Genomic DNA, 24,818 nt, shown 5'->3' with positions numbered 1-24,818 from the left:
AACAGCGACCCCGGCAGGACTACTTTCGAGCGGTCGACCCCGTTCGGCTAGCGGTTGGTGATCGCATGGCGCTGCTCTTCAGCGTTCACCCTGGCGCTGCCGCTTTGAGCCTTCGGCTGGCGACAGGGCGACTGTGCTAAATGATCGAAATGCAGCTTCGAAGCCAAAACACTAAGCTTCAGAGCAGAAATCAGAACTGCAGCTTGCTCACAGGGATGTCTCAGATGATATCAACGGAACGAAGGCAGGAAGGGAAGATCAAGATCTTCGAGCTGGGAGTCTTCGTTAAAGCATTTATTGCGGGCGGGCTCCTCTGCATCGTTGCGAGATTATTCTATGATCTTGGGGAGGTGCTGGCAGGGACCGTCTATCGTGAACGCCTTCTTGCCGCGCTTGTCGTCAGCTATTTGGTGCCGCTGGTGGTCCTTCTGTATTTGATAGGACGTGGTGCTGCATCTCATGCCAAGAGACTTATCGCAAGTTGGCGATTTGACATCTGCGCCTTCTTCGTAGCGGGGATGGCGGGAGGCTACATTCTCTGGGATAGCCTGGGTGCCAACGTTGAGTTGACATCGAGAATTGATTTCGAATGGGCCGCACTGACATTCTTCTCGCTAACACTGATCTTCAGTGCTGCCGTCTGGAGGGGCATTAGGGTCGACGCGAAGCATGAATATGATGGCGAATTCATATCAGATCAGGAGATAGACGGCGAAGGAGAGGATCTTCTTTCGAACTCCAAGCATGCAGAGACATTTGCTGATCAAGTGATGAAGAGCGGCACGCAAAAAGGAATGGTCTTCGGACTCGATGCACCTTGGGGCGTGGGCAAGAGCAGCTTTCTCAACATGGCTCAGCGGGTATGGGAGCAGTATCCAAAGAAAATATTCGTTTTCCGCTTCGAGCCGATCAGGCACGCAAGTGAGCCAAATATTGTCATGGCATTTGTCCGGGAGCTCTCAAATTCCCTCAACGGCGCCGTGTACGCACCTGAATTTCGACCGATTGCATCGCGTTACTCTCGCATGATCAAAGCGGAGGCAGCCTACTCTCTTCCCGGGTTGAAAATATCCATGAACACGGAGGTCGAGACTGTTGACGAGCTAATCGATGAAATGGATGAGGTCCTGGGCAGGCTTGGCATCAAAGTAATTGCGGTCATCGATGATCTTGATCGAATAGATCCAAAGAGCGTTGAGAACATACTATTCATGGTAAGGCGGGCGTTAAACCTGACCCGTGTGAACTATGTTCTTTCGTACGACACTGAGCGACTGATTGCACAGCCAAACTCGTCAATAGCCCGTGAGTATCTTGAGAAGTTCGTCAATGTACGCGTGCCGTTGTTCGTTGATTTCTCGAGTTTGTCAGGATTTGCCCGGCGCCACTGGGGTGAGGAGTCAGAGGTCAAGCTGGGTGTATCCTCTGCGCGCATCATTGCACTGGCGTCTTTACTGACGGTGGTGGCAGATATTCTCGATGGCGAAAGCTCCGGGAGGTATGCTCCAATTATTGGAAACATGAGGAAGCTCAAAAGATTCATAAACTATTTGCTCTACGTACGCCTTGAGGTTATTGACTTCCATCAGACTGATTTCTTTAGGTTGGATGTAGTTCATCTTGCTTTGCTGGGTATGTGCTACCCGGGCTTGTTTAGAGAAATATATAACGACGAAGGTGAGGCTCGAGCCGGATCCTTCTCGGTGCGGCATTCAGTCTCAGGTGGATCCACTACATATGTAAATTCAGTTGGCTTACAGGGCGTGATCGACCGGTGCCCGGATGAATGCTCAAAATTCATCTTGCGGCAGTTGTTCGACATTAGCGTTGTGCACAGTGCTGGTGCCTCCTACATCAGTGATGATGTCTTGAACACGCGAGCATGTTTTAATTTTGGGAAGCGACGGAACCTGGCTGCCTATTTGAAGTTGCTGATAAGGTTTGAGCCGCCGCCGCCGAATGAAACAGTGGCCGCGTTTGAGCGTGCAGTGGTGAGTATTGTGAGTGAGGCTGATATCAATCGTGTTCTGGAAAGCGAGCTTCTAAGAGCTACTGAAGATCGGCTTAAGTTCTGGGATATGTTCGCCAGCTACTCTGCAAGAAAGGATCCAAAGCTGGTTCGTGCTGCCTTGATGAAGCTGGTGTCTGGTTTGCCAAACTATTCGTTGATATCGAATGGCGTCATCGCCGCTAGATCACGCTGCATCATGTCAGCTGCGCGAATCCTGGATTTGGCTGGTCAAGGAATCGACAGGGGAGAGAGGAGCTCCGGAGATGGATACGGTTTTGTGAGAAGTGTTCTTTTTGGAGTGGATGATTCGGAGGATGGGTCATTGCTTCGTCAAATGGTATCGGGAAGTGCTGATCCATTGGAATACAATGACCTCCTGATGTTCCGGATTCTCCTCAATCCCGATCGAGGCAGTAGTTTTAGATTTATCTCAGAAGCGCTATTGCGGGACGCTCCTTCGCCGGATAGAAGGAGGGATGTTGCAGAATTCACTCAGCATAGTATGCGCAGAGTGAGTCAGCTTGTTTTCAAGTTGTTTCACTCCCAGTTTATTGCCCCATCCAAAAACTTCTTTAGTGCTGTCGATGACCTGCCTGCGCAGAATTATTACGGAGTGAGCGCCGTAGATGCCTCCGATGGTTTGAATGTCGGTTCGGATGAACTTGATATCCTTCTGCAACTAGCTCGTACATCCGTTAAGGCATTTGTTATCTATCAGCTGGCGTCCAAATCACCTCCTGGTGGTTCAGGTATTGGCTGCGGCGTATACGATGCAGAAGGATCAGGGGATGGTGGCGGGATTGCGTCGATGATGAATTCCTACGTGTTCGATGTTTGCTTTGATGTTACAAGCGAGTGTGGGGCGAAATCGTTCTTGGACTACTGTTTGAGAAATCTCTCCATTGATTACAATGATGAGGGTGTTGATGGGTTGACCCTGACGAGAGAAGGTGTCGTAGGGGGGCTCGATGAAAGGCGGTTTGGTTTGTACTGGCGAGAGTTCGGCGGAAAGATTCGAACTTTCGGATTCGAGAAGGCTCTTGATCGAGTTGTATGCGGGAACAATTACGCCGTGGCATATTCGGAGTGGACGGAGAAGTTGTTCGCTTTCCTGGACGCTAGCTTCAATGAAGTAGGGCGCGGGGACTTCTCGATCGGCTGTGAAGAGCCGCCTGAGTCCATGAGCCCGTAAGTCCGGCAGCATGCGGCGTGGGATGTTGCGTTCTCTTGCCAACTAGGGCATGATGCGCGGCTCGCTGTGTCCAAAAACCTTTGGATCGGCGGCCGGGAACACGTCATCCGGTCCGCCCTCGTCAGCGTAACCCTTTGATTCTCATGACGTGTGGCGGGAAACCGTCGAGGCCGCCGTCGCCCGGGCTATGGGCTGACACTTACTTTCATCGAGGTGCGCAATGTCCCGCGTATGCCAAGTTTCCGGCAAGCGAGTGCAGACGGGTAACAACGTCTCGCACGCCAACAACAAGACCCGTCGTCGTTTCCTGCCCAACCTGCACGAGCGCCGCTTCTGGGTTGCCAGCGAGAACCGCTGGGTCAAGCTTCGTGTTTCCGCGCATGCCCTGCGCACCATCGACAAGAACGGCATTGATTCCGTTCTGGCTGAGCTGCGTGCGCGCGGCGAAAAGGTCTGAGGAGTAAACGATCATGGCAGGCAAGCGCGACAAGATCCGTCTGATTTCGACGGCCAACACTGGCCACTTCTACACGACGGACAAGAACAAGAAGAACACCCCCGGGAAGATGGAATTCCTGAAGTACGATCCGGTCGTGCGCAAGCACGTCCTGTACAAGGAAGGCAAGATCAAGTAATCCGTCACCGGATTGGTTGATGTCCCGCGAAAAACCCGCCGAGAGGCGGGTTTTTTGTTGGCCGTGCGTCGCCCCTGGCCGCACACGGCACCCGTGGCAGAATGCGGTTCCACCCCCGACGGGCGACGCGATGCTGTTCGAGTGGCTGCTGGGTTCCTGGTTGTTGATGCTGGACTGGCTGATCCGGCTGGCCGCGCTGTTCTGGATTCCCACCCGGACCACCCCGGGGGCGGCGCGCAGCTGGCTGCTGCTGGTCGGCTTCGTGCCCCTGTTGGGCCTGCCGCTGTACCTGCTGTTCGGCCACCCGTGGCTGTCGCGCCAGCGCGTGCAGCGCCAGGCCGAGGCGTCCCAGGTCATCCGCGAGGAGCAGGCCCTGCAGCCCCCGCTGCGCTGGACGCCAGCGCCGGATACGGCCACCGCCGAGATCGTGCCGCTGATCGAGCGCCAGGGCGACTTCATGCCCATCCACGGCAACGCGGTTGAACTGCTCAGCGACTACGACGCCTCGCTGCAGGCGCTGATCGCCGATATCGACCAGGCCCGCGACCGGGTACACCTGCTGTACTACCTGATGTTCGACGATGCGGTCGGTGAGGCGATCGTGCAGGCGCTGCAGCGCGCCGCCGCGCGCGGCGTGCACTGCCGGCTGCTGCTGGATGCGGTGGGCGCCAAGCGCGGCCTGCGGCGCTACCGGCGCCGCCTGCAGGCGCTGGGCGTGGATGTGCGTGCGATGCTGCCCGGCGGCCTGCGCTGGCGGCGCAGCGGGCGCATGGACCTGCGCAACCACCGCAAGATCGCGGTGATCGACAACCGTGTCGGCTACATCGGTTCGCAGAACCTGGCCCAGCCGCAGTTCGTGCCCGGCTTCCCCAACAGGGAGCTGGTGGCGCGGGTGCGCGGCCCGGGCGTGGCCCACCTGGAGGCGGTGTTCGCCAGCGACTGGTACATGGAAACCGGGCAGCGCCTGGACGTGATGACCGCCGTGCCGGTGTGCTCGGCCGACGTGGCCACCCAGCTGCTGCCCAGCGGCCCGGCCTACCCGTTCAGCAACGCACGCGATGCGGTCAACGCGTTGATCCACCTCGCGCGCCGGCGCATCGTGCTGGTCACGCCGTACTTCGTGCCTGACGAGGCCACCCTCAGTGCGCTGCGCATCGCTGCGCTGTCCGGCGTGCAGGTGCAGCTGATCCTGTCGGCCAGCAGCAACCAGCGGCTGACCGCGTGGGCGCAGGAGGCCTATTACGACGAGCTGCTGCGCTGCGGTGTGCGCATCGCCCTGTACGAGCCCAGCTTCCTGCATGCCAAGCACCTGACCGTGGACGAGGACATCGCGCTGGTCGGCTCGATCAATCTGGACATCCGCTCGTTCGCGCTCAACGCCGAAATCGGCATGCTCTGCTACGACGCCGGCATCGTGGCGCAGCTGCTGCGCATCGAGAACGACTACCTGCTGCAGTCGCGCCAGCTCGACCTGAAGACCTGGCGCGGCCGGCCGGCGTGGCGACGCAGCCGGGAAGGCATCGCCCGGTTGGCCGACGCCCTGATGTAGCGCTGCGGCGTCGCCCGACAGAGGGCATCGCGCGCATCGCCTACAATCGCTGCATGACTGCCACCGAATCTTCCCGCCAGTGCGACCTGGCCATCGTCGGCGGCGGTGCGGCCGGCGTGCTGGTCGCGTTGCACGCGCTGCGCGCCGCTACCGGCGCGGCCCGCATCGTCCTGTTCGAGCCGGCCTCCGTGCTGGCCCAGGGCGTGGCCTATGCCACGCCGTGGCCGGAGCACCTGCTCAACGTGCCGGCCGGCAGGATGAGCGGTCTCCCCGAGAGCGCCGACGACTTCCTCGCGTATCTCCTGCAGGTGGAGGCCTTCCCGGCCCTGGACCGTGACGCACTGGCGGCAGCGTACGTGCCGCGGCGCCTTTACGCCGCGTACCTGCAGGCACGCCTGGAGCAGGCACAGGCCGACAGCCCCGCACGGCTGCAGGTGGTGCATGAGGCGGTCGTTGGTCTGCATCCGGGCACCGCCGGCCAGCGTCTGTCGCTGGCCAGTGGCGCCCTCTGGCAGGCACGCCAGGTGGTGCTGGCCTGTGGCAACAGCATGCGGCCGCTGCCGGTGCCCGGCGCCGAGGCGCTGCCCTCGGGCAAGGTGGTCGATGCGTGGGATTACGACGGCGTGCGCCTGCTGGCGGGCGATGGCGACCTGGCCATCATCGGCTCCGGCCTGAGCATGGCCGACAGCGTGGTCGCGCTGGCCAACGCCGGCCACCGTGGGCGCATCCATGTGCTGTCGCGCCATGCGCTGCTGCCGTTGCCACATGCGCACGGCGGCGCGGCCACCTTCGATCCGCAGCCGCTGCCGGGCATGCCGCTGCGGCAGGCGCTGCGCGCGCTGCGCCTGCATGCCCGCGATGCCATCGCACAGGGCCTGCCCTGGCAGGCGGTGATGGACCGCATCCGTCCGCTGGGCCAGGCGCTGTGGCGGGGGCTGGATGCGGCCGACCAGCGCCGCTTCCTGCGCCACGTGGTGCGCTACTGGGATGTGCACCGCCATCGCATCGCCGAACCGGTCGAGGCGCAGGTCGCCGCACTGGAGCAGAGCGGCCAGCTGCACCGGCATCGTGCCCGTCTGGACACCGTGCTGGTGCTGGACAACACCCTGCAGGTGCACGCACATGGCGCCGCCGGCGTGCTGCCGCCGCTGAGCGTGGGCGCGCTGATCAACGCCACCGGCGTGGAAACCCGCGCCACCGCGATGCGCAATCCGCTGGTGCGGCAGTTGCTGGCCGACGGGCTGGCCCGCCCGGGGCCGCACGGGCTTGGGTTGGATACCTCGGTGGAGCAGGGGCACCTGCTCGATGCTGAAGGCCAACCGCAGACGGGGGTGCAGGTGGTTGGCAGCCTGCGCATCGGAACGCTCTGGGAAAGCCTGGCGGTTCCCGAACTGCGCGGCCAGGCCCAGCAGGCCGCGCGCGCCGCGCTGGTCTGAACCGGTTGCAGGTCGTGGCGGTCGCAATGCGCTGCACGGGGTAAAATGGGGCATGGATGTCTCCCACTTGCTCGACGGGCTCAACCCCGCCCAGCGCGAAGCTGTGTCCGCGCCGCCCGGCCACCATCTGGTGCTTGCCGGTGCCGGTTCCGGCAAGACCCGCGTGCTTATCCACCGCATCGCCTGGCTGAATGAAGTCTGCGGCGTGCCGACCCACGGCATTTTTGCGGTGACCTTCACCAACAAGGCCGCCGGCGAGATGCGTCACCGCATCGACCTGCAGCTGCCGCAGGGCAGCCGCGGCGCGTGGATCGGTACCTTCCACGGCCTGGCCCATCGCCTGCTGCGCCTGCACTACCAGGACGCCAAGCTGCCCGACAGCTTCCAGGTGCTCGATTCGGACGACCAGCTGCGGCTGGTCAAGCGGGTCGTGCAGCAGCTGGAGATCGACGACGGCAAGTTCCCGCCCAAACAGATCGCCTGGTGGATCAACGAGCAGAAGGACGAGGGCCGTCGGCCGCAGCACATCCAGCCGGAGCCGCATGACGCCTGGCTGGAAACCATGCGCCAGGCCTACGCCGCCTACCAGGAACGCTGCGACCGCGCCGGGCTGGTCGACTTCGCCGAGCTGCTGCTGCGCGCGCATGAACTGCTGCGCGACAACCCGGCGCTGCTGGCCCACTACCGCTCGCGCTTCCGCGAGATTCTGGTCGACGAGTTCCAGGACACCAACGCCATCCAGTACGCCTTCGTGCGCGTGCTGGCCGGCGACAGCGGCCACGTGTTCGTGGTCGGCGACGACGACCAGGCCATCTACGGCTGGCGCGGCGCCAAGGTCGAGAACGTACAGCGCTTCCTGAAGGATTTCCCCGGCGCGCAGACCGTGCGCCTGGAGCAGAACTACCGGTCCAGTGCCAACATCCTCGGCGCCGCCAACGCGGTGATCGCGCACAACCCGGACCGCATCGGCAAGGAGCTGTGGACCGACAGCGGCGATGGCGAGCCGATCGACCTGTACGCGGCCTACAACGAAATGGACGAGGCGCGTTACGTGGTCGAGCGCGCGCGGCAGTGGGTGCGCGATGGCGGCAGCTACGGCGATGCCGCCGTGCTCTATCGCAGCAACGCGCAGTCACGCGCGTTCGAAGAAGCGCTGCTGTCCGAGCAGGTGCCGTACCGGGTGTACGGTGGCATGCGCTTCTTCGAGCGCGCCGAAATCAAGGACGCGCTGGCGTACCTGCGGCTGATGACCAACCGCGACGATGACGCGGCGTTCGAGCGTGCGGTGAACACCCCGACGCGCGGCATCGGCGACCGCACCCTGGACGAAGTGCGCCGCCTGGCGCGCATGCAGTCGATCTCCCTGTGGGAGGCGACCATGCTGACCTCGCAGGGCAGTGAGCTGGCCGCGCGTGCACGCAATGCGCTGGCCGGGTTCCTGACCCTGGTCAACCAGCTGCATGCCGAAGCCGGCGAGATGACCCTGGCCGAGCGCATCGACCATGTGCTGGTGCGCTCGGGCCTGCGCGAGCACTGGTCCAAGGAAAGCCGCAACGCGCTGGATTCCGAATCGCGTGCGGACAACCTGGACGAACTGGTGTCGGTGGCCTCGCGCTTCGTACGCCGCGAGGACGATATCGAAGAAACCGGCGAGACGATGAGCGAGCTGGTCGCCTTCCTGTCCTACGCCTCGCTGGAGGCCGGCGAAGGCCAGGCCCAGGCGGGCGAGGAGGGCGTGCAGCTGATGACCCTGCACTCGGCCAAGGGCCTGGAATTCCCCATCGTGTTCCTGGCCGGCATGGAAGACGGCCTGTTCCCGAGTGCGCGTTCACTGGAAGAAAGCGGCCGGCTGGAAGAAGAGCGCCGCCTGGCCTACGTGGGCATCACCCGCGCGCGCCAGAAGCTGGTGCTCAGCTACGCTGAATCGCGGCGCATCCACGGCCAGGACAACTACAACGTGCCCTCGCGCTTCCTGCGCGAGATCCCGCGCGAGCTGCTCAACGAAGTGCGCCCCAAGGTGCAGGTGTCGCGCAGCGCCTCGCTCGGTGCCAACCGCGTGATGGGCCACGCCGCCCTGGAAGCGCCGCCGCTCAAGCTGGGGGCGATGGTCACCCACGCCCGCTTCGGCGAAGGCATGGTCACCGACTACGAAGGAAGCGGCCAGCACGCGCGCGTGCAGGTGGAGTTCGCCGAGGCCGGCAGCAAGTGGCTGGTGATGGCGTACGCCAATCTGACGGTACTGTAAGGGAGGCGCGCCACGGATGACGCGCCACGTACTGTTCATCTGCAGCCAGAACCGCCTGCGCAGCCCGACGGCCGAGCAGGTGTTCGCCGATTGGCCTGGCATCGAGACCGCATCGGCCGGTCTCAAGCCGGATGCGGACGTGCCGGTCAGCCCGGAGCTGCTGCAGTGGGCCGATCTGATCGTGGTGATGGAGCGCGCACACCGCAGCCGCCTGTCCAGCCGGTTCCGCTCATGGCTGGGTGGCAAGCGCGTGGTGTGCCTGGATATTCCGGACGACTACGACTTCATGGAGCCGGCCCTGGTCGCGCTGCTGGAGCGCAAGGTACCGCCGTTGCTGCGCTGAGCAGCCGGCCAGCGGCCGGCACTACAATGGGGCCCCCTTTTTGCGCAGATCGCCCCCATGACCGATTCGCCGCTGCACATCAACGTCAAGCTGAATGCCCGACTCCAGCCCGAGCATCGCCTGCAGCTGTTCGAAGATCCGCTCGATGCGATGCTCGACGGCGTCGGCATCGGCGAAATTCTGGGCGGCGGAACGGCGCTGTCCGATGACGGCGAGGTCGAGTACGGCGATCTGGAGATCCAGCTGCACGACGCGGCCGCACTGCCGCAGGTGATCGAACTGCTCGAGCAGCTCGGCGCGCCGAAGGGCTCGCTGATCCAGCGTGACGGTGAGGATGACCTGCCGTTCGGCATCACCGAAGGCCTGGGGCTGTACCTGGATGGCGTGAACCTGCCGGACGAGGTCTACGAACAGTGCGATTCGAACTACGTGTTCGACCAGATCGTGGAGCGCATCGACGGCCACGGTGAAATCTGCAGCTGGTGGCAGGGGCCGAGCGAAACGGCGCTGTATCTGTACGGCGCCAGCTTCGACACGCTGCGCGACCGCATTGCCGATCTGCTCGCCAGCTACCCGCTGTGCCAGGGCGCGCGCGTGGTGCGGATCGCCTGACCGGCGCGGAGGGCGCCGGCCAACCGCTGGCGCTGCTACCGGGTCAATCGCCGGGGCCACCGCTCCGGCGGATGGTGTCCCAGTCCAGGCCGAAGCGGGCCAGGTACTTGCGCAGGCGGTCGGCATCATTGGTGCTGGCCCGTTGCGTGCGCGACACCGCAAACAGTTCGCGGCCGGCCGCCGAGAGGCTCCGGGCCGCCGCGCAGACGCGTACCACCTCCTCCAGCTGCACGCGATCGAAGCGATCCAGCGCCCCGGCATCCTCGCCCAGCAGTGTGTCGAGCAGCGACGGTGCGTCGCCCCCGGACCACTGTGCACGCAGCCGCGCGATTTCTTCGTCGACTCCCTCGGTCTGGATGCGACCGGCCCTGGCCAGCGTGGCCAGCCGCATCAGTGACGCGCCAAGGTCGCGGAAGTTGCCCCGCCAGACCGCCTCCGGGCTGGTGGCGAAGGCCAGGTAGCGCGCGCGTGCCTCCACGTTGAAGCGCACCCGCTCGTGCTGCTCGCGCGACCAGCGCTCCAGCTCGAAGTCCAGGTTGGGCTCGATGTCCTCGCTGCGCTGGGCCAGGCTGGGCAGACGGTAGGTCCACAGGTTGAGCCGGGCCAGCAGGTCCTCGCGGAAGCGGCCTTCGCGCACCGCCTGCTGCAGGTCGCGGTTGGTGCCGGCGATCAACTGGAAGTCGCTCTCCACCTCGCGGTCGCTGCCGACCGGCAGGAAGCGCTTTTCCTCCAGCGCACGCAGCAGCATGGCCTGCTCGTCCTGGCCCAGCTCGCCAATCTCGTCCAGGAACAGCAGGCCTTTGTCGGCCGAGCGCAGCAGGCCGGCACGGTCGCTGGCCGCGCCGGTATAGGCACCTTTGGTATGCCCGAACAGCGTGCTCATCGCACCATCGCCGCGCAGCGTGGCGCAGTTCACTTCGACGAAGCGTCCCGGCAGCTGGTGCTTGAGTTTCTTCAGCTCGAATACGCGCTTGGCCAGCTGGCTTTTGCCCGCGCCGGTCGGCCCGGTGAGCAGCATCGGTGCGCGCGAGCGGGTGGCCACGATCTCGATCTGCTCGATCATCCGGTTGAACGCGACATTGCGGGTGGCGATGCCGCCCTTGAGCAGCTCCCGGTCCTGCAGCTGCTGCCGGGCAAAGCGTTGGGCGATGTGGTCGTAACGCGACAGGTCCAGATCGATCACCGCGTAGGTGCCCGGATCGTGCGCGGTCTGCTTGCGCGGCGGGGAGGTCTGCAGAAGCCGGCCAGGGAAGTGGCGGCTCTCGGCCAGCAGGAACCAGCAGATCTGGCTGACGTGGGTGCCGGTGGTGATGTGGATGTAGTAGTCCTCTTCCTCCGGCTGGAACGCATAGCCGGCCAGGAAATCGTGCAGGCACGCGTACACGCCCTCGAACTCCCACGGGTCGGCCATGTAGGTGTCGTGGACCTGCACGGCCATCTCCGGGGCGGCCAGCGCCAGGTCCTCGCGTACCTGCGTGGCCAGCCTGCCGAAACGGCGCTCATCCAGCAGCAGTTCGATCCGGTCCGGCACGAAGTCCTCGTGCATGCCCAGCGCAACCGTGGGGCGCCATTTCTGCCAGCGCCCTGGCCCGGTGCCCGCGTCGAGCTGGGTGCCGAGCATGCCGAAGACGACCTGTCGCTTACGCATATCCATTCCTATAAAGAGCGCGCGCAGAATATATACAAACAAGAGGCGCGTAGCGAAGCGGGGTTCGGCGAAATCGGGTAAATGCTTTTACAAACAATACGTTGAGGTGAGGAAGGAAAAGTTGGCACGCCGATTGCTCTGTTACGGCCAGGACGCGATGCGGGCCGCCGGTCGGCCCCTCGCTGCAGAGGTGCACGCCGCAGGGATGCGGCAAGGCACTGCCCGGCTGGCAATGGGGCCAGCCGGGCTGGACCGGCACGTGCGCCGCCCTGCTTCCCCGGAACAATCGAACAAGGAACACCGACATGACCAACAACTACGACGTCATCCAGCAGCCCGGCGCGGTCCCGATCAAGCTGTGGACCCGTGGCGTGGCACTGGAAGATGCCGCGCGCGAGCAGCTGCAGAACATCGCCCAGCTGCCCTTCATCCATCGCTGGATCGCCGTGATGCCCGACGTCCACCTCGGCAAGGGCGCCACCATCGGCTCGGTGGTGCCGACCATCGGGGCCATCATCCCCGCTGCGGTCGGCGTGGACATCGGCTGCGGCATGATCGCCACCCGCACCACGCTCACCGCCAGCGATCTGCCCGACAACCTGTCGGCGGTGCGCAGTGCGATCGAACGCGCCGTGCCGCACGGCCGCAGCGTGGGCCGTGGCCGCGACAAGGGCAGCTGGGACACGCCGCCGGAACTGGCGGTGGACGGCTGGACGCAGCTGGTGGATGACTTCGCGTTGATCTGCGAGCGTCATCCCAAGCTGAAGAACACCAACAACCTCAAGCATCTGGGCACGCTGGGCACCGGCAACCACTTCGTGGAGATCTGCCTGGATGAAGACCAGCGCGTGTGGTTCATGCTGCACTCCGGTTCGCGTGGCGTGGGCAATGCGATCGGCACCTACTTCATCGAACTGGCCAAGCAGGAGATGCGTCGCTGGATGATCAACCTGCCGGACCAGGACCTGGCCTACCTGCCCGAGGGCAGCCAGCACTACGGCGACTATGTGTTCGCGGTGGACTGGGCGCAGCGCTTTGCGCGCATGAATCGCGAGATCATGATGCGCAACGTGGTGGCCGCGGTGCGCACGGTGATCAGCAAGCCGTTCGAGGCGCAGGCCGAAGCCGTCAACTGCCACCACAACTACGTAAGCCGCGAGCACCACTTCGGCAAGGACGTGATGCTGACCCGCAAGGGTGCGGTGAGTGCGCGCAAGGGCGAGATGGGGATCATTCCGGGCAGCATGGGTGCCAAGAGTTTCATCGTGCGCGGCCTGGGCAACGAGGACAGCTTCCACAGCTGCAGCCACGGCGCCGGCCGCGTGATGAGCCGCACCCAGGCGCGCAAGCTCATCAGCGTGGACGACCATGCCAGGGCCACCGCGCACGTGGAGTGCCGCAAGGACGTTGAGGTGGTCGATGAGTCGCCAGCCGCCTACAAGCCGATCGAGGCGGTGATGGCGGCCCAGCGCGATCTGGTGGAGATCATGCATACGCTGCGCCAGGTGGTATGCGTCAAGGGATAAAGGCAGGAGAAGGACACACATGGACATGATCGATATCGACGGCAGCCAGGGGGGCGGCCAGCTGCTGCGCTCGGCGCTGACCCTGAGTCTGTGCACCGGGATCGGCTTCAACATCCGGGACATCCGCGCCAGGCGTCGCCGTCCCGGCTTGATGCGCCAGCACCTCACTGCCGTCAATGCGGCCGCGCGGGTCGGCAACGCCTGCACGCACGGTGCGGAGATCGGTGCCACCACACTGCGCTTCGAACCGGGCCCGGTCTGCGCCGGCGAGTACCAGTTCGCCACCGGCAGCGCCGGCTCGGCCACCCTGGTGCTGCAGACCGTGCTGCCGGCGTTGTGGCAGGCCGGGGCACCGTCGCGGCTGCGGCTGGAGGGCGGCACCCACAATCCACTGGCCCCCAGCGCGGATTTCATTGCCGACAGCTACCTGCCGGCGCTGGCGAAGATGGGTGTACAGGCGACGCTGCAGTTGCAGCAGTACGGCTTCCATCCTGCCGGCGGCGGTGTGCTGGACGTCGAGGTGGCGCCCTGCACGACGCTGCGGACCTGCGACTTCAACCATCGCGGCGCGCTGGCGTCGGTCGAGGCCAAGGTGCTGATGTCCGGGCTCTCCAGTGGCATCGGCCTGCGCGAACTGCAGGTCCTGGCCGACCGGCTGGGCGTGGACCCGGACCCGCGCCACGTGCACTCTGTACGGCCCGCACTTGGGCCGGGCAACGTGGCGCTGGTGCATGTACGCCACGCCGGGCACGTGGAGGTCTTCAGCGGGCACGGCGAGCGCGGCCTCTCGGCCGAGCAGGTGGGCGCCCGTCTGGCCGGCCAGGTCCGCCAGTACCTGGAGGGCGCCGGCTGCGTGGGCGAACATCTGTCCGACCAGCTGTTGTTGCCGATGGCGCTGGCCGGGGGCGGCACCTTCACCACCCGGGTGATCAGCGATCACCTGCGCAGCAATGCCCGCCTGATCGAGTCGTTCCTGCCGGTGGCGTTCGACTGGCAGCCGCACGAGGGCGGCTGGAAAGTTACGGTCTGCGGCTGAGAAACCGGCGCTGGCGGGCCCGTTGAGGGGGTGTTTGCCCCCGACTCATCGGCCCCCGCCCCCGACTCATCCCGGATTTCACGCGCTTCGTCGCGTGCCGCTTGCCCGGGTCCCGGCGCGCGCCCAGAGTCTGGCGCTGTCCGCTGGGAGCGCGCATATGAACAAGGGAATCCCGTACCTGCTTGCCGTTCTGGTCGCGCTGACGCTGTCGGCCGACTGGGGCGCGCCGGTGCTGGCCCTGTTCCAGCATGCCTATGCCTGCCTGGAGGGCGGCGGTGGCCTGGACCTGGTCCGCCTGCGCTGTGAGGCGCAGCCCACCGGGTTGTGTGCTGCGCTGACGACCTGGCCCTTCTGGGCGACGGCGGCGGCCGTCGCAGTGGCCGCCCTCCTGGCCACGCGCCCGGGCATGTGGCCGGGCGCGCGGCACGCGGCCTGACGGCGGCGTGTCCCGAACGCGCCGGGCAGTGCATCATCGGCGGTCTGCCCTGAGGAACCGCCATGCCCCTGACTGAAAAGGACAAGATGCTGTCCGGCCAACCCTATCGGCCGGGCGACCCGCAGCTGCAGGCCGAGATGGCCGCGGCGAAGACGTGGATGGTGCGCTACAACGCGGCCCTGGCGGCCTCGCCGGCGGCGCGTCGCGAGCTGCTGCGCGAGCGCCTGGGAGCGGTCGGCGAGGGCGCGGTGATCCGTCCGCCCTTCCACTGTGACTACGGCAGCCACATCCATCTGGGCCGCGATGTGTTCCTCAACTACAACTGCGTGATTCTCGACGTGGCCGAGGTCCGCATCGGCGACGGCACCCAGATCGGGCCGGCCGTGCAGATCTACGCCGCCGACCATCCGCGCGATCCACAGCAGCGCGCCGCGGGGCTGGAGTCGGCGCGGCCGGTACGGATCGGACGCAATGTGTGGATCGGGGGCGGTGCCATCGTGTTGCCCGGCGTGGAGATCGGCGATGACGCCGTGGTTGGCGCCGGCAGCGTGGTGACCCGCGACGTCCCTGCCGGGGCCACGGTGGTCGGCAATCCGGCGCGCATGGTGGCGCGCCCGCACGGCGATTGATCCTGCTCAAGGCATGATCTCCACACCGGGTGTGCAATGGTGTCCCTTCCATTGCCCCCTCCCTGGAGCCCTGTCATGTACAAGCGAATCCTGATTGCCACCGATGGGTCGGAGCTGGCCGAAAAGGGGCTGCTCAAAGGCCTGGAGCTGGCCAAGGACCTCAATGCCGAGGTCGATATCGTGACCGTGTCCGAGCCGTGGGCGGTGGGCATGTATGACGCGATGGGCTGGAGCGTGGGCTACATGAACAGCCCCGAGTACAAGGCCGACCGCGAGGAGACCGCGCAGAAGGTGCTGGCGCCGGCCAAAGCCACCGCCGAGGCGCAGGGACTGCGCGCGACCGCCGTGCACGTGCTCGACCGCTACGCGGCCGACGGCATCATCGACACGGCCACCGAGCGTGGCAGCGACCTGATCGTGATGACCTCGCACGGCCGCCGCGGCGTCACCCGCGTGCTGCTGGGCAGCCAGACCGCCGAAGTGCTGGCGCGCAGCACCGTGCCGGTGCTGGTCATCCGCTGACGGGTAGTGCCGGCCGCTGGCCGGCTCCCGGTATCCCGGATCAACCAGGTAGTGCCGGCCGCTGGCCGGCTCCAGGTATCAACGAGAAGCCGGCCAGCGGCCGGCACTACAGGGTGTTCCTCGCGGCCGGCACGACATGGGATTCCTTCAGTAGTGCCGGCCGCTGGCCGGCTCCACGCATAACAGGGTGTCCCCTGCGTCAGCGCGGGGTGTCGACCGCCTGGCGGCCCAGCGCCGGATCGTCGGTGAAGAAGGCATCGATGCCGGTGGCCAAGTACGCGCGCATCTCCGCCACCGACCCGTCCGCATTGCGCGCATTGGGCTCGCCGGCGCGGAAGTCGGCGGCCTGGAAGGCGTTCTCCGGGCGGAACGTATACGGGATCACCATTAACCCGGCCGCATGCGCATCGCGCACCAGCGCGGTCGGCGTGCCCAGCTTTCCGGCCGCATCCAGCGGAATCACCATGCGCAGGTTCGGTCCGATGCCGTCGGCATACGTCGCCACCTCGCGCAGGCCGGCCGGTGTGATCAGGTCCGCATAGCGCTGGCTGCCCTTGGCGGCCAGCACATCGCCGGGGTGCTGTGCCGGATCGCCCAGCAGCTGCAGCAGGCGGATGTTGCTGTCGCGGCCGATCTTGCCGCGCAGGTAACGCAGGTTGCCGACCTCGAACGACTGGATCGTCACCGGCCCCACGCGCGTATAGGCGTTGCCCTGCAGCGCGGCCAGCACCGTGTCCTCCATCGGCAGGCCGATGCCCGCGAAGTAGGTGCCGTGCTTGATCTCCGGCACCAGCCCGATGCCGCGGTTGGCGCGGCCGGCCTGCTGCACCAGGAACGCGATGATCTCGTCCAGCGTGGCAATGCGGAACTGCCCGTCGAACGCGGTACTGCGCAGCTGCGGCAGCCGCTCGCGGGCGTACAGCGTTTTCAGTTCGGCCAGGGTGAAGTCTTCGGTGAACCAGCCCTCGATGCGCTCGCCGTCGATGGTCTTGACCGTCCTGCGGCTGGCGAACTCGGGGTGCGCGGCCACATCGGTGGTGCCGCCGATCTCGTTCTCATGCCGCGACACCATCACCCCATCCTTGGTCATGACCAGGTCGGGTTCGATGTAGTCGGCACCATCGGCAATGGCCTGGGCGTAGGACGCCAGGGTGTGCTCGGGCAGCAGCGCGCTGGCGCCACGGTGGCCGTACACGGCCGCCTTGCGCGGCGCGGGAGAGGATTCAGCGCTCATGGCCACCGATGGTGCCACGGCCAACGACAACAGCAAGGCACTACCCCACAACGACTTCGACACTGCAAACCCCTGTTGGTCCCACCCCACGCATTCGTCTGGGGCCGGAAAAGACGTGCGCCAGTTTGCCGGGACGGTGTTACAGCGGGAAGAAACAAGACGGACAAATGCTTTGCCTGGCTCCAGGAACCCTCCCGATGTGGAATGGGCCGCTGGGACTAACAGCCGGCTATGCAACAGTATCCCTTCTAACCAGAGGTCACGTTCTAGTCTGCACACACGGAAAAGAAAAACTTCCGATGAAGTGGTACTTACGTACGCCACACAACAATTGTCCAACAGTTTTTGGGACAATTCGACTCACTTCTGTGTTCGATTGGCTTGACCTCGCCGGCGGCATAGCAGCACTCCCGCGTTCGGCTCCAAGTAATCGATGGTCTCGATCACTCTTCTGACCGACTTCTAAGCACGTCCATTAGGGCAGTCACCTCCTCTTTGAAGGGGCTACGGTCAAATTCGGCAACATCAACGGAAAGGCAAGTCGCAATATCTTTCCTAGACAGATAGTTTCTGTGAAGGAGATTTATTTCGATGTGTACCTCTCTATCGGCGATCTCGCGTTCGTCCGAGTTTGCGCTGTCTCGCAGAAACTGGAGCAAACAGCCCTGAAGAATTGATGATCTATGAGTCTGGATATCTTGTATCTGCCGCATCACCTCCTCAATCCGTGAATCCGCCGCCGCTTGATCCGGGAGGGCGATCACCCCGTTCGGATGGGCGCTCTCGTTGCGAAGCCTCACGAGTCTCTTGAACCTCACGAGCTGCTCATCTTGGCATCCTATGATACGTAGGAAACCAAAGATGCCGCTCTCGTTAATTACATGAAACGTAAATGGGCTGGATGCTTCCAATAGTTGCCTTCGACGCCTTTCCTCAAGAAATGTAAGGGCGTGCTGGAAGTCTGACTCCTTCTCGTTCTTTATCTGCCACACCGAAAAATACACGTGACTCATATAGAGCATATGAAAGGCAAGCATAGCGAACTGATACTTGCCATTCATATAATTGCTCTCGAATGACTCCCACAGAAATCGCACATAGTCCCCTTCGGAAGCGGAGGGGTAGGTCAGTGGTAGGTATTCGTGAATCTCCAGCGCAGCATCCATACTCAATTCATCCAAACGCGATCTATGACTGCCTTAATTTTGGCTTCGAAGCGAGTGACCACCTTCTTGTTAACGCTGATTAGTGCTTCTTCGACAAGGATTTCATCGATGATAAGTTGTTGCTCATTGATCGTTGGTGGAACAGGAATGAGCCATTCCGATAGGACGTCTCGCGGCACCCGCTGTAGACCGCCAGTCCCTGTCATACGGTTGGCACCGTGCGCCCTGAACGATGATGTTGCAAGGTGCATGTACACCCACTCAGGCAGCACTTGCCGCTTATCAGCACGAACTACGTAGAACTCGCTGGATCCGAATCCGACCCCGCCAACCAAGCGTTTGGCAATGCCAGCCTTCCCGTTCTCAAAGCACGGCGTGACCTTCGCGATCAGTACGTCGTCATCCTGGAAGTACGTGTACTGCTTAAGCACTTCGCCAATCGCTCGCTCCTCCTTAGGCTCAAAGAACATTTCGTTCTCGCGTAGATCGGCCATTGGAACGAAAGACACCAACATGCTTTCGTCAGAGATCGTGAGTTGGGATTTCTTTGGGTTGACTTCGGCGATCTCAGAGATCCTTCGTAGTGGCCAATCCGCATCCCTATGAATGCGCGGTGTGTAGCTAGCTAACACCATCCGAGCACCATCAATGATGCTCTGATAGCCACTGATCTCCCCGACGATCGCGCGTTGAGTTTCAATAGGAGGAAGCGGTATGGTCCGGCGCTTGAGATCAGTGAAATGCCGCTTGTAACCATCGGTCTCGAGAGGGTAAGTTTTCAAGTAATGGAAGAGGAACTCAGGAAGCAAGTCATCCGCGGTTCGAATTATCTTGATTCCGTCCGCGCCTTGGGCGAATGGCTGCTCTATAAGCTTGACCGCGCAAGTGTGATCACCAAAGATGACGAATGGCTTGTCCGGGTGAATTAGCGCATTGGTCTCGTCGGTCCAGCCAGCGATATCATTCTGAGACTGATCAATGATCGGATACCGACCCTTTTCAAGATATTTCGACTTCTGCAGCTTTACTGGGGGAGTGACGGTACTGATCGCAGCGCCAAGCTCAACTTGCTGATACCGCGACATTGCGGAATCCTGCTTCACGTACCGATCGCTACTTAGACTCCAGTCACCGTTCTCCGCGATGTGCTGCCGCTCAACTAGCTCTGCGACATTGTGGCCCTCCAGTTGCGTTGGATCCGAAAAGAAACTGCTAAGCGCAACCTCTGCTTGGGGAAGATCATTCTTTTCGATAGGGCGGCGCTGAGCTCCAAGTGCAAATCCGTCATTGGCTACCTTTACAAACAACACCTTGTCGGTCCGCTTGGACAGGCGCTTATCGAGAATTAGAATGGAAGTCTTAACCCCACTGTACGGTTGGAAGACCCCTGCAGGTAGTGACACGACCGCCACTAGGGAGCTTTGAACCAACAGCCTTCGGATTGCCTTGTACGCGGCTCCGCTTTGGAACACTACTCCGTCGGGAACGATGATGCCGGCGCGCCCATTCGCACTGAGGTGCTCATGAATGAAGTCCACGAATAGCACTTCCGACCGCGTTGCTTGAATAGAGAATCGCTTATGCGGCTTGATGCCTCCCTTTGGTGACATGAAGGGAGGGTTCGCAAGTATCACATCGGCCGTCTCGTTCCACTTTTCTTCACTTGTAAGAGTGTCATACTCATCTACGTGAGGATCGGTGAAGCCGTGCAGATACAGATTCACAAGTGACAGGCGCACCATATCCGGAGATATGTCATATCCACGGATGTTTGCGGCTAGCTTCCTACGCTCAGTCGGCGTGAGTGTGTCGCCCGGCTTAAGCTTCTTGTTCTTTTCGAGAATGTACTTCCACGCCGAAATCAGGAAGCCTGCAGTGCCGCATGCTGGATCCAGGATGCGTTCGTGCTTCTGCGGATTTATGACCCGAACAATGAAATCAATGATGTGTCTTGGCGTTCGAAACTGGCCAGCATCCCCTTGACTTCCGAGTACTGACAGCAGGTACTCGAATGCATCGCCCAGTCGCTCGGAGTGATCGTACGAGAACCCATCTATTTCTTTTAGAAAGGATTTGAGAGTCTCCGGATCTCGGTAGGGCAGGTAGGCATTCTTAAAGATATCCCGGAACAGCGCTGGCAGATGCGTGTTCAACGTCATCTTGCTGATCGCTTCGGAGTATAGGTTCAACGTCGCTTGGCCGCCCATGCTCGGTGCGAGCAGTTTGCTCCAGCTGTACTTCTCGAACCCGTTAACGAAGAAGCTCCGGTTCCCACCGAACTCCTCGGACTGAGCGTCCATGTCATCCATGAATTTGTAGATGAGCGCGATCGTGATCTGCTCGACCTGACTCTTTGGGTCTGGGACCTTTCCAACGAGAATATCGCGGCAGGAGTCAATACGTCGCTTGGTGTCGGAATCCAACATGGTGTCTCTGTTCTCACTGGACCGCCGGGACGGTTACAAGATTGGTTACATGAATTGGTTGAGTTGAACGTAGTCTTTAATGTACTCAGGTATCCCCTCGCGCCACTGGGTGGGCACAGCACGAAGATCCCCTACTCCAAAGGACGGATTGACGTTCAGTTCGCCGAAGCTTTTATTGTCGATTATGGCTCGTAACGAAGCATCGGTCGCATATGCCTTGAAAAAATAGTTCATTGCCAAGACAGCGGCGCCCTGATCTTCGGTTAGCTTCTTTTGGTTAGCCAGCAAGAACTCCTGAAATTCATCCTCAACCAGCTCATCCTTGCTCTTGAAGTGGGGAATCAATCCAAAGATCTTCTGCAGGATCTCCTTGAGACTCAAACGTCGGTCCACTCCAGCTGCGCGTCGAAGCTTCTCCAGAGTGAAGTAGTCGTTGGGCTTTTCGAACAGATGAGTGAGCACGTAGTCGCTGGCCATATCCCATTTTTCGGCTTCTACATGTTCTTGCAAGGTGGGATTGACCTTGACCTGATCTTCGAACCGCTCGAAGAGCATCCGGTCAATCTTCATTCCATCGTAGCCGATCTGCTGTTCGGCTACATGATGTAAGACATCAGCTCCAATGTGCTCGTATGCCAGCAATGTAGGTTCCGTTGCTGGCGACGCATCGGCTGGACCAAGAGCCTCGGAGCTCTGTTGTGGTAGCTTTAGCACTTCGTCGTAATCGAACCTCTCCTCGAAGTACTCGCAGTTCGCAAAGAAATCCAAAAGTTTGAATTGTTTTTTTTCTGGCTCTTTGATCAAAGGCTTGGATTCTTCGTCAAGCAGTTGCTCAAGAAAATTGTGCTTACGCGTCCCTCTTCCCTTCATCTGGACAAAGTCTGATGGGGAATAGATCGGACGCATGAATGCGAGATTGAGTAGGTCTGGACAGTCGTACCCCGTCGTCATCATCCCCACGGTGACGCACACACGCGCTTTGCTCGTCTTATAGAGTGGACTGAAGTTTGCCGAGCCCAGCAGCTTGTTGTTGGTGAAATTGGTGGTGTACTGCTGGGCGTCCGGTACGCTTGAGGTGACCTGCACGGCGAAGTCGGACTGGTACTTTCCAGGCCACATGGCATCTGCTATCTGATTAAGGATTTGAGAGATCTTGGCTGCATGGTTCTGGCTGACAGCGAACACGATGCTCTTGCCGAACTCCCCCGTTACTGGGTCGCGCAGACCATTCTTAATTAATGTCTGTGAGAAGAGTTCGTTGGTAGCTGGTGAGAAGAATTTTTTCTCAAAATCCTTGGATACGAAACTCTTCTCTTCGTGACCGTCTTCGCTTGTGGAAGCAACGACGGCATACCCCTGCTCGGATAGTAATTGTGTGGTGACGGTAGTTCTAGCGTCTAAGACTACTGGGTTGATCAAGTATCCGTCTTTGACACCGTCCAGCAGCGAATAACGGAAAGTTGGTTGTCCCGAATCACAACCAAAGGTTCGATAGGTATCCAACAAGAGTCGCCGCTCCTGCTCACGCGAATCCCGAACGGATTGGCTACCTTCGTGGGAGCTTTTGAGATAGTCTCGCGGCGTAGCGGTCAAACCAAGCTTGTAGCCAACGAAGTACTCGAAGACTGCGCGCGCATTTCCGCCGATCGAACGATGAGCTTCATCCGAGATGACAAGATCAAAGTCCGTGGGTGAGAAAAGGCGGCGATACTTGTTATCGAAGAGTAGGGACTGGATTGTAGTAACAACGATCTCGGCTTTCCGCCAGTCATCCCTGCGCTGCTTGTACACAGCTGTTGCATAGTCATTCTTAAGGTAGTCTTTGAATGCCTTTGCCGCTTGGTCTTCAAGTTCCAACCGGTCAACCAGAAAGAGGACGCGGCGCGCGTTTCCGGTGCGCAGGAAGAGCTTGATAACGGCTGCGGACGTCAATGTCTTTCCCGTTCCGGTCGCCATCTCGAACAGAAAGCGCGTAGAACCCTGTGCAATCGCATCTTGGATGGCGTTGACGGCACGCTTCTGATAGCTGCGCAGGAAGCGGAGCTTATTTTTTGCGCAGAAGGAGGATCGCTCGTTGCCGTTGACCCATCCCGCTTCCTTTTCGTAATCCGCAAACTGTGTCTGAACGATATAGTCGGTGCTCACAACCTCCATCACTATGCGCTTTTGGTCAGGCTCGAATTTTTGATAGCTCTTAAGTGAATCCGGTGTGGGAAACGCTGTGATGACGTGGGGGCTGCCCTGCTGCAAGTCCCAGAAGTAGTGGAGATTTCCGTTGGAAAGAATGACAAATCTGCAGTTGAGAGAGCGCGCGTACTTGCGTGCCTGCTCCTTACCTACGAGCGGATTCTTATCTTCCGATTTTGCTTCCAGAACAACCAGTGGGAAGTTCTTCTCATCCAACAGCAGGAAGTCGACATAACCGTTTCTGGTTGATTCAAAGTTTTCACCGAGGCCATTTATTTCTTCACGGCTCAACTTTACGTTCGGCTCCAACGCCACATTGGCCTTTTGCTTGCCGTCACCGAAGAAGCGCCAGCCGGCGTTCTCTAACAACTTGTTGATCTTGATCCTTGCTTGCGCTTCCTTTGCGTTTGCCATCTCGGTTTTCCTTTTCTTCTAGTTCGACTTGACGGTCCTATATCGCCCGTCAAAGTGTAGCTCGGCAACAGTAGGGAGCTGTGTGGTCTCTGATTTAGTTCTCTGTTGACTGAGCTTGCGGTGCTCGACCGCACTCGAGCCACAGAGCTCCATTGACATGCCTACTTCCCGATACAGAAGCTCGAGAAGATCCGCCCCAGCAGATCGTCCGCGCTCATCCGCCCGGTGATCTCGCCCAAGGCCTCGTGCGCCAGCCGCAGTTCCTCGGCGGCCAGCTCCAGGTGCTCGTGCACCAGCTCGGCCTCGGCGCGCTCGGCATGGCCGATGGCCTGGACGATCGCCTCCACGTGGCGCGCGCGTGCGGAGAACTCCCCGTCCACGCTGTCGCCGGCGCCGCCGCTGGCCAGTTCGCGCAGCCGCGCGTGCAGGCGGTCCAGCCCCAGGCCGGTGGCTGCCGACACATGCACCACATCCGGCCCGGCATAGGCGGGCAGTTCGTCCAGCAGGTCGCTCTTGTTGTGGATCCACAGCTGCTGCGGCACCGCGTCGATGGCATCGCCGATCGCCGCGCGTCCGGCCTGCGGATCGCGCGCATCCAGCACGATGATCGCCAGGTCGGTGCGCTGCATCTCCGCGCGTGCGCGGCGCATGCCTTCGCGTTCGATCGCGTCACCGCCGTCGCGCAGGCCGGCGGTATCGACCAGGGTCAGTTCCAGCCCGTCGATGCGGATGGTTTCGCGCAGGGTGTCGCGGGTAGTGCCGGCGATGTCGGTGACGATGGCGCGTTCGCTGCCGGCCAGCGCGTTGAGCAGTGAACTCTTGCCGGCGTTCGGCGGCCCCACCAGCACCGCGTGCAGGCCGTCGCGCAGCTTGCGGCCGCGTTCGGCGTCGTCGCGCAGCCGCCCCATCGCGCGCAGCGCCTCGCCCAACCCGCCACGGACCTGCTCGCCGCCGAGGGTATCCAGCGGTTCGTCGGCAAAGTCGATGGCTGCTTCCACATGGATGCGCAGCAGAACAAGCTGTTCTGCGACCTCCTCCACGCGGCGCGAGAACACCCCGTCCAGCGAGCGCCGAGCCGCGCGCGCTGCGCGGGTATCGCCGGCCGCGATCAGATCGGCGATGGCCTCGGCCTGGGCCAGATCGAGCTTGCCGTTGAGAAAGGCGCGCTCGCTGAACTCCCCGGGCCGCGCCTGCCGCGCGCCCAGCGCGATGCAGCGCGCAACCAGCTGCTGCAGCACCACCGGGCTGCCATGCCCCTGCAGTTCCACCACCTCCTCGCCGGTGAAGCTGTGCGGGGCCGGGAACCACAGCGCGATGCCGTCGTCGATCACCTCGCCCTGCGCATCGCGGAAGCGCGCGTAATGCGCGTGGCGCGGGCGCAGCGTGCGCACCCCGATCGCCTCGGCGATGGTCGCCGCGTCGCGGCCGGACAGGCGCAGCATGCCCACGCCACCGGCGCCGGGTGCGGTAGCGATGGCTACGATGGTGTCGGGAGCTGGGGACATGGGGCGGGCTGCCGTGTGCGGTGGATCGGGGCATTCTACGGATCGCACCGGTGCGCGGGCCGCAGA

Annotated in this window: 19 protein-coding genes and 1 pseudogene; 13 read left to right on the top strand and 7 right to left on the bottom strand. The window is 62.1% G+C overall.

All coding sequences use genetic code 11. The features are described 5' to 3' along the window. Window positions 1–140 precede the first annotated feature (140 nt). The 8 genes from ACO6VK_RS08320 (at window position 141) to ACO6VK_RS08285 (ending at window position 10,023) form a co-directional block, all read left to right on the top strand. Window positions 141–3,203, top strand: coding sequence for a P-loop NTPase fold protein (locus tag ACO6VK_RS08320; protein ID WP_422506412.1), 3,063 nt, complete (start codon window positions 141–143; stop codon window positions 3,201–3,203). Between the two features lie 220 nt (window positions 3,204–3,423). Continuing rightward, the gene (gene rpmB, locus ACO6VK_RS08315) at window positions 3,424–3,660 is read left to right on the top strand and encodes a 50S ribosomal protein L28 (RefSeq protein WP_005411638.1); all 237 of its coding nucleotides are present in this window, start codon (window positions 3,424–3,426) and stop codon (window positions 3,658–3,660) included. A gap of 10 nt (window positions 3,661–3,670) precedes the next feature. Next, complete coding sequence (gene rpmG, locus ACO6VK_RS08310; RefSeq protein WP_172407465.1) at window positions 3,671–3,838, top strand: 50S ribosomal protein L33; 168 nt, start codon at window positions 3,671–3,673, stop codon at window positions 3,836–3,838. A 130-nt stretch (window positions 3,839–3,968) separates the two neighbouring features. Continuing rightward, window positions 3,969–5,387 (top strand): cardiolipin synthase, encoded by a 1,419-nt coding sequence (cls, locus tag ACO6VK_RS08305; RefSeq protein ID WP_422506411.1) that lies wholly within the window; start codon window positions 3,969–3,971, stop codon window positions 5,385–5,387. A gap of 53 nt (window positions 5,388–5,440) precedes the next feature. Continuing rightward, a complete protein-coding gene (locus ACO6VK_RS08300) occupies window positions 5,441–6,823 on the top strand; it encodes an FAD/NAD(P)-binding protein (RefSeq protein WP_422506410.1) in 1,383 nt (460 codons plus the stop codon). A 52-nt stretch (window positions 6,824–6,875) separates the two neighbouring features. Then, window positions 6,876–9,068, top strand: a complete 2,193-nt coding sequence (gene uvrD / locus ACO6VK_RS08295) for a DNA helicase II (protein ID WP_422506409.1) — start codon at window positions 6,876–6,878, stop codon at window positions 9,066–9,068. Between the two features lie 16 nt (window positions 9,069–9,084). Then, window positions 9,085–9,411 carry a low molecular weight protein tyrosine phosphatase family protein gene (locus ACO6VK_RS08290; RefSeq protein WP_422506408.1) on the top strand — a complete coding sequence of 109 codons (327 nt, stop codon included), beginning with the start codon at window positions 9,085–9,087 and terminating at the stop codon, window positions 9,409–9,411. Window positions 9,412–9,468: 57 nt separating this feature from the next. Next, window positions 9,469–10,023 (top strand): hypothetical protein, encoded by a 555-nt coding sequence (locus tag ACO6VK_RS08285; protein ID WP_422506407.1) that lies wholly within the window; start codon window positions 9,469–9,471, stop codon window positions 10,021–10,023. A gap of 43 nt (window positions 10,024–10,066) precedes the next feature. On the opposite strand, the gene rtcR is transcribed toward ACO6VK_RS08285, so the two are convergent. After that, window positions 10,067–11,671, bottom strand: coding sequence for an RNA repair transcriptional activator RtcR (gene rtcR, locus ACO6VK_RS08280; RefSeq protein WP_422506406.1), 1,605 nt, complete (start codon window positions 11,669–11,671; stop codon window positions 10,067–10,069). Between the two features lie 305 nt (window positions 11,672–11,976). Between rtcR and ACO6VK_RS08275 the strand changes: the two genes are divergently transcribed. From ACO6VK_RS08275 to ACO6VK_RS08255, 5 genes are all read left to right on the top strand, one after another. After that, complete coding sequence (locus ACO6VK_RS08275) at window positions 11,977–13,197, top strand: RtcB family protein (RefSeq protein WP_422506405.1); 1,221 nt, start codon at window positions 11,977–11,979, stop codon at window positions 13,195–13,197. A 19-nt stretch (window positions 13,198–13,216) separates the two neighbouring features. Continuing rightward, on the top strand, window positions 13,217–14,233 hold the full coding sequence (rtcA, locus tag ACO6VK_RS08270; RefSeq protein WP_422506404.1) for an RNA 3'-terminal phosphate cyclase: 1,017 nt from the start codon (window positions 13,217–13,219) through the stop codon (window positions 14,231–14,233). A 157-nt stretch (window positions 14,234–14,390) separates the two neighbouring features. Further along, window positions 14,391–14,669, top strand: coding sequence for a hypothetical protein (locus tag ACO6VK_RS08265; protein WP_422506403.1), 279 nt, complete (start codon window positions 14,391–14,393; stop codon window positions 14,667–14,669). Window positions 14,670–14,731: 62 nt separating this feature from the next. Further along, window positions 14,732–15,298 carry a sugar O-acetyltransferase gene (locus ACO6VK_RS08260; protein WP_422506402.1) on the top strand — a complete coding sequence of 189 codons (567 nt, stop codon included), beginning with the start codon at window positions 14,732–14,734 and terminating at the stop codon, window positions 15,296–15,298. A gap of 75 nt (window positions 15,299–15,373) precedes the next feature. After that, window positions 15,374–15,820: a universal stress protein gene (locus ACO6VK_RS08255; protein WP_422506401.1), complete on the top strand. Its 447-nt coding sequence runs from the start codon at window positions 15,374–15,376 to the stop codon at window positions 15,818–15,820. Between the two features lie 199 nt (window positions 15,821–16,019). On the opposite strand, the gene ACO6VK_RS08250 is transcribed toward ACO6VK_RS08255, so the two are convergent. From ACO6VK_RS08250 to mnmE, 6 genes and pseudogenes are all read right to left on the bottom strand, one after another. Beyond that, window positions 16,020–17,054: a glycerophosphodiester phosphodiesterase gene (locus tag ACO6VK_RS08250; RefSeq protein ID WP_422506400.1), complete on the bottom strand. Its 1,035-nt coding sequence runs from the start codon at window positions 17,052–17,054 to the stop codon at window positions 16,020–16,022. A gap of 443 nt (window positions 17,055–17,497) precedes the next feature. Beyond that, window positions 17,498–18,220 (bottom strand): hypothetical protein, encoded by a 723-nt coding sequence (locus tag ACO6VK_RS08245; RefSeq protein ID WP_422506399.1) that lies wholly within the window; start codon window positions 18,218–18,220, stop codon window positions 17,498–17,500. 2 nt (window positions 18,221–18,222) lie between these two features. Continuing rightward, a complete protein-coding gene (locus ACO6VK_RS08240) occupies window positions 18,223–20,646 on the bottom strand; it encodes an N-6 DNA methylase (protein ID WP_422506398.1) in 2,424 nt (807 codons plus the stop codon). A gap of 45 nt (window positions 20,647–20,691) precedes the next feature. Beyond that, window positions 20,692–22,896 (bottom strand): DEAD/DEAH box helicase family protein, encoded by a 2,205-nt coding sequence (locus tag ACO6VK_RS08235; protein WP_422506425.1) that lies wholly within the window; start codon window positions 22,894–22,896, stop codon window positions 20,692–20,694. Then, window positions 22,897–23,247 (bottom strand): annotated as a pseudogene (locus ACO6VK_RS08230) (type I restriction endonuclease); the annotation flags it as partial. A gap of 161 nt (window positions 23,248–23,408) precedes the next feature. Further along, window positions 23,409–24,752, bottom strand: a complete 1,344-nt coding sequence (mnmE, locus tag ACO6VK_RS08225) for a tRNA uridine-5-carboxymethylaminomethyl(34) synthesis GTPase MnmE (protein WP_422506397.1) — start codon at window positions 24,750–24,752, stop codon at window positions 23,409–23,411. Window positions 24,753–24,818: the final 66 nt, after the last annotated feature.

The sequence above is a fragment of the Stenotrophomonas sp. GZD-301 genome, from assembly GCF_049310345.1.
In the GTDB taxonomy this organism is placed as follows: Bacteria; Pseudomonadota; Gammaproteobacteria; order Xanthomonadales; family Xanthomonadaceae; genus Stenotrophomonas.
Note: the sequence above shows the minus strand (reverse complement) of the source record. Positions and strands in the feature narration are given on the sequence as shown.